Here is a 14513-nt window from a genome sequence, read left to right as displayed (position 1 = left end):
CTATAACCCCCACCCACACACAACGCTGTATTTTAATTTGGCTTAGAGCAAATAAAACACCTTTTCTTCTTGAAAAATGCTTTTAATTTCTACAAAAAGGGTTTTTTCCATGCGTTCTTCTAGCACGATAATAGGATTAACGCTCTCGCTCCCGCTCACTAACGCCCTTAAAGACAACTCTTCTTCATAATTTAAAGGGTTAAGGCTTAACTCTTTTAAACTTTCGTAGTTTTTTGCCATAAGAGCATTAAGGCTTTCTAAAGTTAAAAACAAGGTTTCATCTCTTTGGCTATAACCTACTAGCGCGTTTAAACGCTGGGAAAAAACCCACCTTAAATCGTTAATCCTTACTTTAGCCTTACTTTTAGAGCGCGCTAAAATATAGCAATTCAAGGGGTTTGAATTTTTAGAAAGCCACACGCCCCCATTCAATAAGCGGTAAGTTGCGATCGTTTTTTGGGCTAAAAAAGGCTTATTAGCGTCCTTTTTAGCTGCGTTTAGCGCTCTAAAAACTTGCGTTCTTTCTTCAACGCTTGCGGGTAAAATCTGGCGTTTTAAAGGCGAGTAAAGCTCAAAGGGGCTTCTGTTTTGGGATTCTTTTTGGATTTTTAAAGCGAATTGGCAACCGCAATAATTTTGCCGATAAAGCTCATTTTCTCTCGCCAAAGCTTGCAAGTTTAAATCCAACTCGCTCTTAAAATGTTCAAAATTATCGTTTCTAAACACAACAAATTCCAAATTGTGCCTTTGCGCGATGTGTTGTCCCTTAGCGATGAGCTGGTTAGGGTCTTTTTTAGGGCTTGTGAGTAAGGTCGTGGTGAATTTTTCTTCCCCTAATTCAAAGGCTTTTAGAGCGCTCGCTTCCAAGCGTAAATCAAAGCACTCAAAACAGCGTTCGCTTTTTTCCCCTAACAATTCCTTACCCTTAGCTTTATCTAAAAATTTTTCTAATTCATAATCGCCCTCAAGCAATTCAATTTCTAGCATCTCGCAAGCGCGTTTCACATCTTCTAAACGCAACAAGTATTCGCTATAAGGGTGGATATTGGGGTTATAAAAAAACCCTATCATTTTTTCACCCGCAAAAGCCTCTTTAGCCTTTTTTAAAAAATAAAGGTTATCCACCGAACAGCAAATATGAATGAGCATTAAAACTGCTTTTTATTCACATCTTCTAAAATATCGTTAGAAACTTTGTCAATTTCTTGACTGATTTCTAAAGAATCGCTAGCGATTTTTAGATTGCCCTCAGTAACTGATCTTAAGGCTTCAATAGAAGCGTTGATTTCTTCCACTTCTTTAACCTGGTTTTTAATGCTCTCGCTCGTGTCTGAAATGCTTTGAACGAGAATATTAATATTAGCTTCAATCTCGCTGAGCGATTTTTGCGTCCTTTCAGCGAGCTTTCTCACCTCATCAGCCACCACCGCAAAGCCTCTGCCATGCTCGCCGGCTCTTGCGGCTTCAATAGCGGCGTTTAGGGCTAAAAGATTGGTTTGATCGGCAATATCTCTAATGATTTCTACAATGCTTTTAATGTCTTGCCCTTGTTCAATCATGGCTTCACTTTGAGAGCTCACGCCTTGAATGGAAGTGGTGATATTTTCTATCGTTTTAGAAGTTTCCATCAAGCTTTTGTGTTGGGAGTTTGAAGCCTTTTCTAAATTTTGCACGCATTCTTTTAAATTCGCGCTATCGTTCGCTAAATCTTTGGCAAAATTAGACGAAGTTTCTAGCATTTTTTGGATTTCTTGCCCTAAAGCGTTAGTAACCAATTCCACCCTACCCGAAGCGTTTTGGATCCGGCCTCTAAAATCCAAACCAGAATAGCTTTCAAAGATTTTAAAAATGCTTGGCATGTGAGTCCCTACGCTTTCTTGCAAATAATCCATGATTCCATTTAACGCGTCTCTCAATTCTTTCAAATCAGGGCTTGCGGGCTCAGCCGTGATGCGCACCGCAAAATTCCCTGTTTTCACATCTGAAACCACTTTAATGGTGTCTTGGACGGCTTGCCTGTCTTCTTGCATGATTTTTTGGGTTTGCAAGATATTTTTATTGATCGCTGTTTGCATGCGGCCTAATTCGTCATTAGATTTCGCTTCAACCAATTTAATACCGCTGGAATTGGCTTGATTGTTCAATAATTTGAAGAAATGAGATAAGGTGCTAGAAACGGCTTCCAAACGATTGCTCACAATCGCTCGCATTAAGAGAGTGATCGCTATAATCAAGGCTAACACCATGATAGCGCTCGCCACGATCACCATAAAACGCACCGAGCCTACTTGCTCATAGACCTTGTCTTTTTCAATGATTGAAGCGATCATCCAATTAAGATTGTCTCTACTTTCTGTTTTGCCTAGCATTTTAAAGGTTTCAACGGCTAAAAAATTTTCCTTATGGCTAAAGGGATCCAGGTATTCTAAAGTCGCTTTAGAGCCGTTAGAGCCGTTTTCTAAAATAGCCATCACTTCGTTGGTGGCTTTAGGAACGCTCTTATAAATTTCTGCGATAGATTTGTCTTGCAAACTCTTATTCGCGCTCAAAAGCACTTTACCCTTAACGCCAATTAAAAACAAATCGCTCCTGTTTTTAGTGATTTCATTACTGAAGCTGTCAATAGAAAAGAAAATCATCAAAGCCCCTACAGCCTCTTGAGTGTTTTCATTCAATAAAGGTAAAAGAATATTAACCCCATAAACTTCCGCCCCATTAGGCATTTTCCTATAATAAGGCAAGCTTTTAGAAATTTCTTTATTTTTCATCGTTTTTTGCACTAAAGGGTTATTCCCCAATGACGGATTTTCCACCAACTTAATCGTATCGTTATCCCTTAAAAGCGTGAATCTTAAATCTTCTCTGTCTTTAAAAAACATGCTCACCCCAGCGACATGCGAATTGGCTAAAATGAAGTTTTTTAACAAGTGGATTTTGATTTCTCTTTTGGTGTCTTTAGGGAGCATTGCTTTGACAATGCCCACGCTCGTATAAGTGTTTTCTAAAATCCCTTGCACTTCCTTAACCTTGAAATGCAAACTATCTTGCATAGAATGCAGGGCATTTTCTTTTAAAATCTCTTTCACCCTGCTGTTTAAGGACACCCCTAAAATGCTCACGCACACGATCACAATCAACGCCACGCACAATATGATTTTATTACCGATACTCAAACCTTTAGACAAAACACAACCTTACTATGATGAAATTTTTTGCCCATTTGCGGCAAAATTTTAAACCGCATTATAGTATTTTAAGCATAAATCAAAAATTAAATTGGATTAAAAAGACGATCCATCATTCTCATCAAAAACCCTTTTAAGGTTGCATTCGCTCTTTTAGGGTATGCTACGACTTGAAATTATCCAAATATAAGAAGGAATCACCATGCCTTTTGTCCCCACGCGTTCTTTGAAAGAAAAAAAGATTGATTTTATTGAAGCAATATTAAACCCCAACGCCCCAAAAGGCGGGCTTTACACTTTAGAGCATTTTGAAACATTAGAATGGCAGGATTGTTTGAATCTGAGCTATAACGAGCTGGTAGAATGCGTGTTTGAGCGGTTGGGGTTAGAGATTCCTAAGGGTTTATTAACAAGCGCTTTAAAACGCTATGAAAATTTTGATAACCCTAAAAATCCAGCCCCTATTTTTGCGCTCAATGAAAGGCTTTTTGTCCAAGAGCTCTACCATGGGCCTAGTTTGGCGTTTAAAGACATGGCGTTACAGCCTTTAGCGAGCTTGTTTTCTAATCTAGCGGTAGGAAAAAATGAAAAGTATTTAATGCTTGTTTCTACCAGTGGCGATACCGGCCCTGCGACTTTAGAAAGTTTGGCGGGCATGCCTAATGTTTTTGTGGTGTGTTTATACCCCAAAGACGGCACAAGTTTGGTCCAAAAACTCCAAATGGTTACCCAAAGCGCTAGCAATTTAAAGGTCTTTGGGATCAGTGGGGATTTTGATGATGCGCAAAACGCGCTCAAAAACCTTTTAAAAGACGATGATTTTAACGGCGCTTTAAAAACGCGCCAATTAAAATTAAGCGTGGCTAATTCCGTGAATTTTGGGCGCATCGCTTTTCAAATCGTCTATCATATTTGGGGCTTTTTAGAATTGTATAAAAAAGGCGCGATCAATTCTAAAGAAAAAATCACCCTAGCCATACCTAGCGGTAATTTTGGGAACGCGTTAGGGGCGTTTTATGCCAAAAAAATGGGTTTGAATATTGATAAAATCAAGGTTGTAACCAACAGCAATGATGTTTTAAGGGAGTTTATAGAAACAGGGCGTTACGATTTAACCCATCGTTCTTTAAAACAAACTTACTCGCCGGCTATGGATATTTTAAAAAGCTCTAATGTGGAAAGAGTGCTTTTTGATCTCTTTGGGTTTGAACGCACGCTAGAATTGATGCAAGCTTTAGAAGAAGAGAAGTTTTATGCATTAAAGCCTAAAGAATTAGCCCTTTTACAGGAGCATTTTTCTTGCGCGAGCTGCTCAGATGAAGCTTGTTTGAAAACAATCCAAGAAGTTTATGCAGAGCACCAATACCTGATTGACCCTCACACCGCCACCGCTTTAAACGCCAGCTTGAAAACCCATGAAAAAACCCTTGTTTCTGCCACCGCCTCTTATGAAAAATTCCCCAGAACCACCCTTTTAGCCCTAAACGAGCAAAAGAAAAACGATAACGACAAAACCGCCCTAGAAACGCTTAAAAACAGCTACAATACCCCAGATAGCCAGCGCCTTGATGATTTATTTGAAAGAGGAATCAAGCACCAAGAGGTTTTAAAACTCAATGAGATCAAATCTTCTATCCTTTTGTGGCTAGAAAACACGCATTAAAGCTTTTTTGAGCTTTTAGCCTTAACAAGAGTTACATTTTAAGTTAAAACACACTATAATAAATAAACTCTAAACGAAAATTAAACTTTGAATGAAAGGGGTTTTGATGAAAAAAATCGTTTTAGTAGCGATAGCCTTACTGATGAGCGCTTGCGCGAGCTATAAGATCACGCCTGAACATGTTACATCCTATAATAATGGGATTCAAGTGATGACTTCCACGCAAGCCAAATCTAAAGTCCAGCTAGAAATCGCTCAAAGCAAATTGAAAGGCTTGAGCGAGTCCCCTTTAGTGCTGTATGTAGCGGCGCAAGTTTTAGAGGGAAATCCTGTGGTGTTTAGCCGTAAAGCCATTTCGGTGTCTATCAACCAAACGATTTTACCGGTCTTAAGCCTAAGACAGGTGATGAAATCCAGTTTTGATTTTGAGGGTATTTTACAAAGTTTTAATATTGCCGTGCCGACCACCCCTATTGATAATGTCAATATGATCACCCCGCCTATGTTTTATTACGGGCAAGGGGGATTTTTAGCTTATAATGGCTTGATGTATGGGGGAATGGGCATGTATGGGCCAGGCTTTGGCATGATGATGATGGATGATGTAGAAGAGCAAGAAGTCATGCAAGAAAGCCGCCAAGCTTTAAAAATCCTAGCGATCAATTACCTTAAAAACAACACCCTTAATGTTGAAAACAAGGCTAAGGGAGGGTTTGTGGTGGTGGATACCAAAAACCTTAAAACCCCGGGTGTGGTGGTGGTTAAAGTCTTTTTAGAAGATGAAATCCACACCTTTAAAATTGATATTTCTAAGATGTGATCATCCCCTTTAAAGCCTTTAGGTCAATCCACCTAAAGGTTTTTTCTTAATTGGGTTAAAAACCATTAAACCTTACTCCATTGTTTAGATTTTATCCCACTAGCGCAAAAAACTCTGTCCTTTAGGGTGCAAAAGCGCATAGCCGTCAGGTTATATTCAAAGCTAAAAGAGGTTAAAATCCCCCTAGTCTTTTATAGGGTAGGAAATACCCATGCAGACTTTAAAGAGCCTTTCGTGTTAGCACTCAATGAATGCTTTAGTTAGGAAGCCCCTTGCTTTAGAAAGGGGGCGCTCCACGGCAAAAGGGGAGAAAAGCCCAACAATTAAACCCCCTTTTTTGCGTTTATTTTTGAGAAGCTAAAAAATCCTGGATATTTTCTTTGGTTTTTTCTACTAAGGTTTTCAAGCTGTCGCTATACGCCCATGCGATATGGGGGGTTAGAAGCAATTTATTTTGGATCTTTGGGTTCAAAAACGCATGATCTTTTTCAAAAGGCTCTTTCACAAACACATCGCTCGCGTAATACAAATCTTTGGTTTCTAAAATTCCAGCCAGATCCTTTTCATTCACAATGCCCCCACGCCCCACATTGATTAAAATCGCCCCGTCTTTTAGGCTTTGCAATTCTTTTAGAGCGATTAAATCGCGCGTGCTTTCATTTAAGGGGGCATGAATGCTGATAATATCGCTTGTTGTGAGCAAATCTTTTAAACTCAAGCGCTCATACTCTTCTTTTTTGTCTTTAGGGGAATAATACACCACCTTTGCCCCGAAAGCTTGAGCGAGCTTGGCGACTCTTTTACCGATTGTCCCTAAACCAATAACCCCCCATTGACTCCCTTTAATAAGCCCCATTTTAATACCGCTAATGTGCGTAAAAATATCGCTTTGACTATATTCCCCGCTTTTGCAATAATGATCGTAATCATTGATCCTCCCTAGCAAAGACAACGTGTACGCTAAAGTGTGCTGGGCTACGGATTCTGTAGAATAAGCGCTCACATTTTTAACTTCTATGCCTAAAGCTTTCGCGCTTTTTATATCCACATTATCCGTGCCTGTAGCGGTGATGCAAATGAGTTTGAGTTTAGGCAATTGGCTTAAAATTTCTTGAGTGATAATGACTTTATTCAGCACCACAATCTCAGCGTCTTTGCAGCGCTCAACCACTTGATTAGGCGAAGTGATCTCATAAAAATCAAAATCCGCCACTTCTTTTAAAACTTCTAGCGCCTTTAACCCCACGCTTTTAGCGTCTAAGACCACGCCTTTTTTGAATGTTTCCATCTCTTTACTCCTAGAATTAGTTTTAAAGTTATATAATTAAACCACAAAATCCTTTTTTAAAAGAAACTAAGCATGCCAAAACCCAAGAAAAACACCCTCCCCTGTAGCCTTTCTATCAAAATGTCTTATTTCATGCGTCTTCTCATTAAATGGCGCACCCGTTCTTTAAGCCATAAAATGATGACTCTGATTCAAATCTTAAGCATTCTGGCTTTAGCGAGCAAGACCAGCGAAGATTTAGAAGAGCAACTCAAAAAAATCAAAGCTTATATTTATAGAACCCTGAACGCTAAAATCGCCTCTGATGTGTATAACCGAGTGCTTATTTTAGTGAATGAATATTGCACTAATGAAGAATTGTTTGACAAAGAGAGCGTTAAAATTTCAGATTTACTCATTCAAGACATTCAGCTTTACGCTTTAGTGGATGAAATGCTTAAAGAAGATAAATACCAAGTCCAGCACACCATTTTAAAGGGCATCATCAAGCGCAAATACGATGAAGCCTACTCGCTCAATAGCGAAGATAGGATTCTTTTAGAATACCAGGAACGCTTGCTAGAACCCTCATACGCATCTTTTTCAAATAAAAAATTCAAATGATTTGAAAGCGTTACTTGCCCCACTTTTTAGGCTTTTATTGAAAAAGGGCTTTAAAATGAGCTAAAATTAGCGTTTCATTTGACAAATAAGGGATTGAATGGCTTTTAAGGTGGTGCAAATTTGCGGGGGGCTTGGGAATCAAATGTTTCAATACGCTTTTGCTAAAAGTTTGCAAAAACACCTTAATACGCCTGTGCTATTAGATATTACTTCTTTTGATGGGAGTAATAGGAAAATGCAATTAGAACTTTTCCCTATTGATTTGCCCTATGCGAGCGCGAAAGAAATCGCTATAGCTAAAATGCAACACCTCCCCAAGTTAGTAAGAGATGCGCTCAAATGCATGGGATTTGATAGGGTGAGTCAAGAAATCGTTTTTGAATACGAGCCTAAATTACTAAAGCCAAGCCGCTTGACTTATTTTTTTGGCTATTTCCAAGATCCACGATATTTTGACGCTATATCCCCTTTAATCAAGCAAACCTTCACCCTACCCCCCCCAGAAAATAGTAAAAAAAAAGAGGAAGAATACTACCGCAAGCTTTCTTTGATTTTAGCCGCTAAAAACAGCGTGTTTGTGCATATAAGAAGAGGGGATTATGTGGGGATTGGCTGTCAGCTTGGTATTAATTATCAAAAAAAGGCGCTTGAGTATATGGCAAAGCGCGTGCCAAACATGGAGCTTTTTGTGTTTTGCGAAGACTTAAAATTCACGCAAAACCTTGATCTGGGCTACCCTTTTATAGACATGACCACTAGGGATAAAGAAGAAGAGGCGTATTGGGATATGCTGCTCATGCAATCTTGTCAGCATGGCATTATCGCTAATAGCACTTATAGCTGGTGGGCGGCTTATTTGATAAAAAATCCAGAAAAAATCATTATTGGCCCCAAACACTGGCTTTTTGGGCATGAAAATATCCTTTGTGAGGAATGGGTGAAAATAGAATCCCATTTTGAGGTAAAATCCGAAAAGTATAACGCTTAAAGCGGTTTAAAAAAGGCTTACTTAAGGTTTAAATCTTTGATTTTAGATCGAATTTCTTTAAAGCGAGCGTCTAATTCTGATTTCCTGTCCATTGATATTTTGACAAACTCGCTTTCTTTTTCTATGCCGATAAATTGCCTTTTTAAAAGATTAGCCGCAATGCCTGTGGTAGAGCTCCCGCTAAAAGGATCGCCAATGAGGGAATTTTCATCGCTCGCCATTAAAAGCAAGCGCACCAATAAAGCGAGAGGTTTTTGAGTGGGGTGCTTGCCATTAACTTTTTCCCAAGGAGCGATCGCTGGGAAGCTCCACACATCGCGCATTTGCTTGTCGTTATTGATCTTTTTTAAAACCTCATAGTTAAAAACATGTTTATGTTTGTAGCTTTTTCTCGCCCAAATGATTTGCTCAGCTGAATGCGTCAAATAACGGCAACTAAAATTGGGCGGAGGGTTGGTTTTTTGCCAGGTGATGAGGTTTAAGATCTTAAAATCCAATTTTTGTAAAATACGCCCCAAAGAAAAGATGTTGTGGTAAGTCCCACTGATTAAAAGGCTTCCTGTGTTTTTTAAAGCCTTTTTGGCGTTGTTTATCCACTGGTAATTGAACCCATCAATATCATTGACGCTCTCTTCTTTATCCCAATCGCCTTTATTGACGCTCACGATTTTACCGCTCTGTATGCTTAAGCCGTCATTAGAAAGGAAATAAGGTGGATCGGCAAAAATCAAATCAAACTGGTTTTCAAATTGGGGCAAAACCTCATTGCAATCCCCTTGATAAAGGGTGAAAAGCTGGTCTTGGCTTTTAAAAATGGGGCGTGCGATTTCATTAGAATGCGCGATTACCATTTTTGCACCTTTGATATAAAATCATTTACATTGCTCAAATTGTAGATTTCTACAGACTTGTAAGCTTCTTGGAGTTTGCTTTTAGCGTCCCACCAACCTATGCCATCAGTTATCCAAATAAATTCGTAATTGAGGAACGCTTCAAATTTTAAAGCTAATTCTTGATAGGATCTTGCGACTTCATTAAGCTTACTCCCGTTAATGGTATAAAAATTAGCTTCTATAAAATAAGTTGTATCTTTACCACAAACAACAAAATCAAATTTTTTAATATCATCTCCAAAAGCTTGGTATAAATTCTCAAATTCTCTAATATCTACTTGTTCTTTAAAATTTAATTGAGCTTGAAAAAAAAGACCGCTAAGATAATTTTCCATAACTTTTCCGCTGCGATTTTTTCTCGCATTGCTATCAAGCCCCACTTCTATACCAAAAACAAAATCATTTAAATCTTTAATATTTCTGTTACAAAAAATTTGCTCCAACCCCGTTTGACAGATGAATTGATAAACCTTTTCATCATTTTCAAAATAAGAATGTAGGGGGTAAAAATTGCCATCAGCATCAAGCACTACCTCATCTTTATTTCTCACAGCAATGAGAATATTTAAAACATTAAAAGCTTTGGGGTATTCTTCAAAGAGACTCTTAATGCAACTTTTAAGTTCTTGTGCGCCTTTCCCCAATAAAAAATTCAAATGATTTAAAGCGATGCTTATTTCATTTCTATTTTTGAGGCACTTTTGCCAATCGGTGAAAAAGCCTAAAGTCCTATTACTTATCTTAAGACTTTGCAAAAAAATATTAAAAGGCAGATGGTTTTTCATTTTTGCTCCGTTTTAATGTTTTTCTTTAATCATATATTTTGTGCTTTACAACCCTTATAGGGTTTAGGCTGGGTGTCTCTCTTCACCCAACCTAAAATTTGTATTTGTAAAATCTGTAAAAGGAGTGTCGTAAAAGGAATGCTTAGAAACTATGGTGTCTCGTTAATACATTCTAAACAAAAAGTTTTTAAAGGCAAAAAGGCTGGCGGACAGGGAGGGATTCGAACCCTCGGTAACCTTGACGGCTACGCATCCTTAGCAGGGATGTGGTTTCAGCCAACTCACCCACCTGTCCTTTAAAAAAGTAGAATTATAGTAAAAATAAGTTAAAATAAACCTTAAACTTTAATGGTTTCTAAACAAAACTAAGGGCTTTTATATTACAATTTTAAATTATGGATTAATAAAATTTAAAGGATAACACCATGCAATACGCGCTATTATTTCCAGGGCAAGGCTCGCAATGTATAGGAATGGGAAAATCATTCTATGAGAGCCACACCCTAGCTAAAGAATTGTTTGAAAGGGCTTCTAACGCGCTTAAAGTGGATATGAAAAAAACGCTTTTTGAAGAAAATGAGCTTTTAAAAGAGAGCGCTTACACCCAGCCTGCCATTTATTTAGTGAGCTATATCGCTTACCAATTGCTCAACAAGCAAGTAAATGGGGGGTTAAAACCCGTTTTTGCTTTAGGGCATTCGCTCGGCGAAGTGAGCGCGGTGTCTTTGAGCGGGGCACTAGATTTTGAAAAAGCCCTTAAACTCACGCACCAAAGAGGCAAAATGATGCAAGAAGCGTGCGCGAATAAAGACGCTTCCATGATGGTCGTTTTGGGCGTTTCTGAAGAAAGCCTTTTGAGTTTGTGCCAAAGGACCAAAAATGTGTGGTGCGCGAATTTCAATGGCGGCATGCAAGTGGTTTTAGCCGGGATTAAAGACGATTTGAAAGCCCTAGAGCCGACTTTAAAGGAAATGGGGGCTAAAAGGGTGGTTTTTTTAGAAATGAGCGTGGCGAGCCATTGCCCTTTTTTAGAGCCTATGATTTTTAAATTCCAGGAATTGCTAGAAAAAAGCCTGAAAGATAAATTCCATTTTGAAATCATCTCCAATGCGACTAACGAAGCGTATCATAATAAAGCAAAAGCCGTTGAATTATTGAGCTTGCAACTCACTCAGCCGGTGCGTTATCAAGACTGCGTGAAATCCAATAATGACCGAGTGGATGTCTTTTTTGAATTAGGCTGTGGGAGTGTGTTAAAGGGGCTTAACAAGCGATTGAGCAACAAGCCCACCATAAGCGTGGGGGATAATAAAGGGCTTGATGAAGCGATTGAGTTTTTAGAAGAGTATGTGTGATTGGGAGAAAATGGTGCAAAAAATTGGCATTTTAGGGGCGATGAGAGAAGAAATAACCCCTATTTTAGAATTGTTTGGCGTGGATTTTGAAGAGATCCCTTTAGGGGGGAATGTTTTCCACAAAGGCGTTTATCGTAACAAGGAAATCATTGTCGCTTATAGCAAGATAGGCAAGGTGCATTCCACTTTAACCACAACGAGCATGATTTTAGCGTTTGGCGTTCAAAAGGTGCTTTTTAGCGGGGTGGCTGGAAGCTTAGTCAAAGACTTAAAAATCAATGATTTGTTAGTGGCTACTCAATTAGTCCAGCATGATGTGGATTTGAGCGCGTTTAACCACCCTTTAGGGTTTATCCCAGAAAGCGCGATTTTTATTGAAACGAGCGAAAGCTTGAACGCTTTAGCTAAAAAAGTCGCTAATGAGCAACACATCGCGCTCAAAGAAGGCGTCATCGCATCAGGCGATCAGTTTGTGCACAGCAAAGAAAGGAAAGAGTTTTTAGTCAGTGAGTTTAAGGCGAGCGCGGTGGAAATGGAGGGGGCGAGCGTGGCGTTTGTGTGCCAAAAATTTGGCGTGCCATGCTGTGTGCTAAGGAGCATTAGCGATAACGCTGATGAGAAAGCTAACATGAGTTTTGATGCGTTTTTAGAAAAAAGCGCTCAAACTTCAGCGAAATTCTTAAAAAGCATGGTGGATAAGCTTTAGGGCTTGTTTTTACCAAACGCAAACCATTAAACCCCTATTTTAAAGAATGGGGTTTTTAAATTTTATTTTAAACTCATTTTATAATTAGAATTTAAGCTATTTTTTAGTAAAATAATAAAGGATTAGGTGTATCTTATCTTATAGACCTGGCTTGCAAAAAGCATGGGTTCTTATTTTATGGAGTGTCCAATGAAAAAGAAAGCTAACGAAGAAAAAGCCCCAAAAAAAGCCAAAGCAGAAGCCGCACAGGAAAATAAAACTAAAGAAAACAATAAAGCCAAAGAGAGCAAAATTAAAGAAGCTAAAACCAAAGAGAGCAAAATCAAAGAAACTAAAGCGAAAGAACCTGTTCCTGTTAAAAAGCTTAGTTTTAATGAAGCGTTAGAAGAATTGTTCGCCAATTCCTTAAGCGATTGCGTTTCTTATGAGTCTATCATTCAAATCAGTGCAAAAGTCCCCACTCTAGCCCAAGTCAAAAAAATCAAAGAATTGTGCCAAAAATACCAAAAGAAATTAGTCAGCTCTTCAGAATACGCTAAAAAACTCAATGCGATTGACAAGATTAAAAAAACTGAAGAAAAGAAAAAAGTTTTAGATGAAGAATTAGAAGATGGCTATGACTTTTTGAAAGAAAAGGATTTTTTAGAGTGGAGCAGAAGCGATAGCCCTGTGCGCATGTATTTGCGCGAGATGGGGGATATAAAACTTTTAAGCAAAGATGAAGAGATTGAATTGAGCAAGCAAATCCGCTTGGGCGAAGACATTATTTTAGACGCGATTTGCTCGGTGCCGTATTTGATTGATTTTATCTATGCGTATAAAGACGCTTTAATCAATCGTGAAAGAAGGGTTAAAGAGCTTTTTAGGAGCTTTGATGATGACGATGAAAATAGCGTGAGCAATTCTAAAAAAGATGACGACAGCGAAGAATATGAAGAAAACGAAGAAAGGAAAAAAGTCGTTTCTGAAAAAGACAGGAAGCGTGTAGAAAAGGTTCAAGAAAGCTTTAAAGCCCTAGATAAGGCTAAAAAAGAATGGCTCAAAGCCCTTGAAGCCCCTGTAGATGAAAAAGAAGATGAGCTGGTGCGTTTATTGACCCTAGCTTACAAACGCCAAACGCTCAAAGACAGACTCTATGACTTAGAGCCTACCAGCAAACTGATTAATGAATTAGTCAAAACGATGGAAACCACTTTAAAAAGCGGCGATGGGTTTGAAAAAGAGTTGAAACGCTTGGAATACAAGCTACCCTTATTCAATGACACTCTCATCGCAAACCATAAAAAAATCCTTGCCAATATCACTAGCATGACTAAAGAGGACATTATCGCTCAAGTGCCAGAAGCAACTATGGTGAGCGTGTATATGGATCTTAAAAAGCTTTTTTTGACTAAAGAAGCGAGCGAAGAAGGCTTTGATTTAGACCCTAACAAGCTAAAAGAAATTTTAGAGCAAATCAAAAGAGGGAAATTGATTTCCGATCGCGCTAAAAACAAAATGGCTAAATCCAATTTAAGGTTGGTGGTGAGCATCGCTAAACGATTCACGAGCAGAGGCTTGCCATTCTTGGATTTGATTCAAGAGGGTAATATTGGCTTGATGAAAGCGGTGGATAAGTTTGAGCATGAAAAGGGCTTCAAGTTTTCTACCTATGCGACCTGGTGGATCAAACAAGCTATCAGCAGAGCCATAGCCGATCAAGCCCGCACTATCCGCATCCCCATTCACATGATTGATACCATTAATCGCATCAATAAAGTCATGCGCAAACACATTCAAGAAAACGGCAAAGAGCCTGATTTGGAAGTGGTGGCTGAAGAAGTGGGGCTTTCGTTAGATAAGGTGAAGAATGTGATTAAGGTTACCAAAGAGCCTATCAGTTTGGAAACCCCAGTCGGCAATGATGATGACGGCAAATTTGGGGATTTCGTGGAAGATAAAAATATCGTTAGCTCCATTGATCACATCATGCGAGAAGATTTGAAAGTGCAAATTGAAAGCGTTTTGGATCAGTTGAATGAGCGAGAAAAAGCGGTGATTCGCATGCGTTTTGGGCTTTTAGACGATGAAAGCGATCGCACTTTAGAAGAAATTGGCAAGGAATTGAATGTTACTAGAGAAAGGGTGCGCCAGATTGAAAGCTCTGCGATTAAAAAATTGAGAAGCCCGCAATACGGGCGCATTTTAAGAAACTATTTGCGCATTTGATGTTAAGGTTTTTCTAAAG

12 protein-coding genes and 1 tRNA gene are annotated in these 14513 nt (G+C 38.8%); 7 read left to right on the top strand and 6 right to left on the bottom strand.

From position 1 onward, the window contains the following. Positions 1-42: 42 nt before the first annotated feature. Complete coding sequence (locus HPSH112_RS00505; protein WP_000905225.1) at positions 43-1149, bottom strand: epoxyqueuosine reductase QueH; 1107 nt, start codon at positions 1147-1149, stop codon at positions 43-45. Further along, on the bottom strand, positions 1149-3185 hold the full coding sequence (gene tlpA / locus HPSH112_RS00500) for a methyl-accepting chemotaxis protein TlpA (RefSeq protein WP_000033501.1): 2037 nt from the start codon (positions 3183-3185) through the stop codon (positions 1149-1151). Before tlpA ends, HPSH112_RS00505 begins: the two co-directional genes overlap by 1 nt. A gap of 202 nt (positions 3186-3387) precedes the next feature. Between tlpA and thrC the strand changes: the two genes are divergently transcribed. Beyond that, positions 3388-4848 carry a threonine synthase gene (gene thrC / locus HPSH112_RS00495; RefSeq protein WP_001117285.1) on the top strand — a complete coding sequence of 487 codons (1461 nt, stop codon included), beginning with the start codon at positions 3388-3390 and terminating at the stop codon, positions 4846-4848. 106 nt (positions 4849-4954) lie between these two features. Further along, complete coding sequence (locus HPSH112_RS00490) at positions 4955-5668, top strand: hypothetical protein (RefSeq protein ID WP_000725117.1); 714 nt, start codon at positions 4955-4957, stop codon at positions 5666-5668. A 343-nt stretch (positions 5669-6011) separates the two neighbouring features. On the opposite strand, the gene HPSH112_RS00485 is transcribed toward HPSH112_RS00490, so the two are convergent. Further along, on the bottom strand, positions 6012-6956 hold the full coding sequence (locus HPSH112_RS00485; protein ID WP_000447292.1) for a D-2-hydroxyacid dehydrogenase: 945 nt from the start codon (positions 6954-6956) through the stop codon (positions 6012-6014). 72 nt (positions 6957-7028) lie between these two features. Here HPSH112_RS00485 and HPSH112_RS00480 point away from each other — a divergent pair, with 72 nt between their 5' ends. Next, a complete protein-coding gene (locus tag HPSH112_RS00480) occupies positions 7029-7559 on the top strand; it encodes a hypothetical protein (protein WP_001125775.1) in 531 nt (176 codons plus the stop codon). A gap of 97 nt (positions 7560-7656) precedes the next feature. Next, complete coding sequence (locus HPSH112_RS08145; protein ID WP_000874773.1) at positions 7657-8547, top strand: alpha-1,2-fucosyltransferase; 891 nt, start codon at positions 7657-7659, stop codon at positions 8545-8547. Between the two features lie 17 nt (positions 8548-8564). Here the strand turns inward: HPSH112_RS08145 and HPSH112_RS00465 are convergent, their stop codons facing one another. The 3 genes from HPSH112_RS00465 to HPSH112_RS00455 all read right to left on the bottom strand — a co-directional run bounded on the left by HPSH112_RS00465 (position 8565) and on the right by HPSH112_RS00455 (position 10520). Continuing rightward, the gene (locus tag HPSH112_RS00465) at positions 8565-9398 is read right to left on the bottom strand and encodes a DNA-methyltransferase (protein WP_000233884.1); all 834 of its coding nucleotides are present in this window, start codon (positions 9396-9398) and stop codon (positions 8565-8567) included. Next, positions 9392-10225 (bottom strand): type II restriction endonuclease, encoded by an 834-nt coding sequence (locus tag HPSH112_RS00460; RefSeq protein WP_000788574.1) that lies wholly within the window; start codon positions 10223-10225, stop codon positions 9392-9394. The genes HPSH112_RS00465 and HPSH112_RS00460 overlap by 7 nt, the downstream gene beginning before the upstream one ends. A 203-nt stretch (positions 10226-10428) precedes the next feature. Next, positions 10429-10520 (bottom strand) — tRNA-Ser (locus tag HPSH112_RS00455). 130 nt (positions 10521-10650) lie between these two features. On the opposite strand from HPSH112_RS00455, the gene fabD reads away from it, so the two are divergent. The 3 genes from fabD (at position 10651) to rpoD (ending at position 14494) form a co-directional block, all read left to right on the top strand. After that, positions 10651-11580 carry an ACP S-malonyltransferase gene (gene fabD, locus HPSH112_RS00450; protein ID WP_001199038.1) on the top strand — a complete coding sequence of 310 codons (930 nt, stop codon included), beginning with the start codon at positions 10651-10653 and terminating at the stop codon, positions 11578-11580. Positions 11581-11590: 10 nt separating this feature from the next. After that, the gene (locus tag HPSH112_RS00445) at positions 11591-12286 is read left to right on the top strand and encodes a 5'-methylthioadenosine/adenosylhomocysteine nucleosidase (protein WP_014534173.1); all 696 of its coding nucleotides are present in this window, start codon (positions 11591-11593) and stop codon (positions 12284-12286) included. Positions 12287-12475: 189 nt separating this feature from the next. Beyond that, on the top strand, positions 12476-14494 hold the full coding sequence (rpoD, locus tag HPSH112_RS00440) for an RNA polymerase sigma factor RpoD (RefSeq protein ID WP_000725812.1): 2019 nt from the start codon (positions 12476-12478) through the stop codon (positions 14492-14494). Positions 14495-14513 lie beyond the last annotated feature (19 nt).

Origin of the sequence: Helicobacter pylori Shi112 (assembly GCF_000277405.1) — a bacterium.
In the GTDB taxonomy this organism is placed as follows: domain Bacteria; phylum Campylobacterota; class Campylobacteria; order Campylobacterales; family Helicobacteraceae; genus Helicobacter; species Helicobacter pylori_C.
Note: the sequence above shows the minus strand (reverse complement) of the source record. Positions and strands in the feature narration are given on the sequence as shown.

What these genes read in the sequence shown, in the direction of transcription:
- HPSH112_RS00505 (WP_000905225.1), bottom strand. Translation starts at nt 1,149, where the DNA reads ATGCTCATTCATATTTGCTGTTCGGTGGATAACCTTTATTTTTTAAAA.
- thrC (WP_001117285.1), top strand. Translation starts at nt 3,388, where the DNA reads ATGCCTTTTGTCCCCACGCGTTCTTTGAAAGAAAAAAAGATTGATTTT.
- HPSH112_RS00490 (WP_000725117.1), top strand. Translation starts at nt 4,955, where the DNA reads ATGAAAAAAATCGTTTTAGTAGCGATAGCCTTACTGATGAGCGCTTGC.
- HPSH112_RS00485 (WP_000447292.1), bottom strand. Translation starts at nt 6,956, where the DNA reads ATGGAAACATTCAAAAAAGGCGTGGTCTTAGACGCTAAAAGCGTGGGG.
- HPSH112_RS00480 (WP_001125775.1), top strand. Translation starts at nt 7,029, where the DNA reads ATGCCAAAACCCAAGAAAAACACCCTCCCCTGTAGCCTTTCTATCAAA.
- HPSH112_RS08145 (WP_000874773.1), top strand. Translation starts at nt 7,657, where the DNA reads ATGGCTTTTAAGGTGGTGCAAATTTGCGGGGGGCTTGGGAATCAAATG.
- HPSH112_RS00465 (WP_000233884.1), bottom strand. Translation starts at nt 9,398, where the DNA reads ATGGTAATCGCGCATTCTAATGAAATCGCACGCCCCATTTTTAAAAGC.
- HPSH112_RS00460 (WP_000788574.1), bottom strand. Translation starts at nt 10,225, where the DNA reads ATGAAAAACCATCTGCCTTTTAATATTTTTTTGCAAAGTCTTAAGATA.
- fabD (WP_001199038.1), top strand. Translation starts at nt 10,651, where the DNA reads ATGCAATACGCGCTATTATTTCCAGGGCAAGGCTCGCAATGTATAGGA.
- HPSH112_RS00445 (WP_014534173.1), top strand. Translation starts at nt 11,591, where the DNA reads ATGGTGCAAAAAATTGGCATTTTAGGGGCGATGAGAGAAGAAATAACC.
- rpoD (WP_000725812.1), top strand. Translation starts at nt 12,476, where the DNA reads ATGAAAAAGAAAGCTAACGAAGAAAAAGCCCCAAAAAAAGCCAAAGCA.